Origin of the sequence: Mesorhizobium sp. M0500, assembly GCF_040321165.1 — a bacterium.
Taxonomy (GTDB): Bacteria; Pseudomonadota; Alphaproteobacteria; order Rhizobiales; family Rhizobiaceae; genus Mesorhizobium.
Genome location: NZ_JAMYRB010000074.1, coordinates 1 through 1,538, shown reverse-complemented (window position 1 = coordinate 1,538; position 1,538 = coordinate 1). Strand labels below are relative to the sequence as shown.

Genomic DNA, 1,538 nt, shown 5'->3' with positions numbered 1-1,538 from the left:
CCGTGCTTTTGCTCGACGAGCCGTTCGGCGCGCTCGATGCGCAGGTGCGCCGCGAACTGCGCCGCTGGCTGCGCGACATCCACGATACGACCGGCCATACTACGGTCTTCGTCACCCATGATCAGGAAGAGGCGCTGGAGCTTGCCGACCGCGTCGTGGTGATGAGCCAGGGCCGCATCGAGCAGGTCGGCACCGCCGACGAGATCTACGACACTCCGAACTCGCCCTTCGTCTACGGCTTCATCGGCGAATCGAGTTCGATTCCGGTCAAGGTCGAGGACGGCCAAGTCTGGATCGCCGACCGGCCGATCGGGCTGTCCGCGCCGCAGGCGCCGCAAGGCGAAGCGACGCTTTTCTTCCGTCCGCACGATGTCGAACTGGTGGAAGAATGCAATGGCTGCATCGCCGGCACGGTCGCCGCCAGCCGCCGCGTTGCCGATACCAGGCGGGTGGAACTCGAAATCGGCGGCGAGCGCCAGCGGGTCGAGATCGAGCTGCCCGTCGACCATCCGGCGGCGCAGAAAAGCCGGGTGGCATTCAGGCCGCGGCGCTGGAAGCTGTTTCCGGCTGCTTGATTACGAGGCGATTACCAACTTGTGCACAACAAGACGTTTCGGCCCGCTCTTTCAACGCGCCTTAGCGAGAGCACAAGGGTCATCGGATTTTTCGGGAAAGCCGCAAAGCCGTAGTGCTCGTAGAAGGCTTTCGCTTCGTCCGATATGGCATGAACAAGAAGGCCGCGAATCCCGAGGATCGTCGCGGCGTAACGCGGTGCGCAGAACGGCGTCTTGCAACAGCGCGGCGCCTAACCCCTTGCCTTGCCAGCTTGTGTCCACGCTGCTCGAATGTCGCGCGGTCGACGTCGAGCAGCCTGATGGAGCAGGTCTGCACGGCCTTGCCGTTCAAGATGGCTTTGGTCACCGCGATCACGTTCCCGGCGGAAACTCGCCGTCGGTTGTCTCCCATCCCTGAAAGGCGTCCACGTCATCGACCGGAGCAAGCGCTGCGTCAGCGGATAGTGGTGTCGATGCACGCGTCTTTCGCCACAGCGGCGCCAGGAGCCACCATTCCCGGCGCTTCTCCAATACTGACCTTCGCGCGCTACGGCTTGAGGCGATTCGGAGCTGAACCTTCAAAGATAATAGCGAAGTAAAGGAAACAGCGGTATTTTGACCAATTGAAATTCGTCGGGGGGTGCTCATGGCTCTATATGTCATTGGCGCAGGCATGGGTCGCACTGGCACATATTCGCTGAAGCTCGCGTTGGAGCATCTTGGGTTCGGGCCGTGTCATCACATGGCAGATGTCCGCGCCAATCCCGAGCAGAAGGCGCTGTGGCGCGCCGCCGGCCAGGGACAACTCCCGACCTGGGATGCGGCATATGCCGGCTATCTTTCCGCGGTCGATTGGCCAACGGCGCATTTTTGGCGCGAAGTGAGTGACCACTACTCTGATGCAAAGGTTATCCTGACAGTTCGTGACCCGGAAGCCTGGTATGACAGCATGGCGCAAACAATAGGACTCACGATGGATGCTGC

2 protein-coding genes and 1 pseudogene are annotated in these 1,538 nt (G+C 61.6%); 2 read left to right on the top strand and 1 reads right to left on the bottom strand.

What is annotated here, in order from left to right:
- A partial coding sequence (locus NKI70_RS33795) for a sulfate/molybdate ABC transporter ATP-binding protein (RefSeq protein WP_352726449.1) occupies nucleotides 1-575 on the top strand: 575 nt, incomplete at its 5' end.
- Between the two features lie 11 nt (nucleotides 576-586).
- Here the strand turns inward: NKI70_RS33795 and NKI70_RS33790 are convergent.
- Nucleotides 587-839, bottom strand: a pseudogene (locus NKI70_RS33790) (GNAT family N-acetyltransferase); the annotation flags it as partial.
- Between the two features lie 361 nt (nucleotides 840-1,200).
- On the opposite strand from NKI70_RS33790, the gene NKI70_RS33785 reads away from it, so the two are divergent.
- The coding region (locus tag NKI70_RS33785; protein WP_352726446.1) for a sulfotransferase family protein at nucleotides 1,201-1,538 on the top strand (338 nt) is incomplete at its 3' end.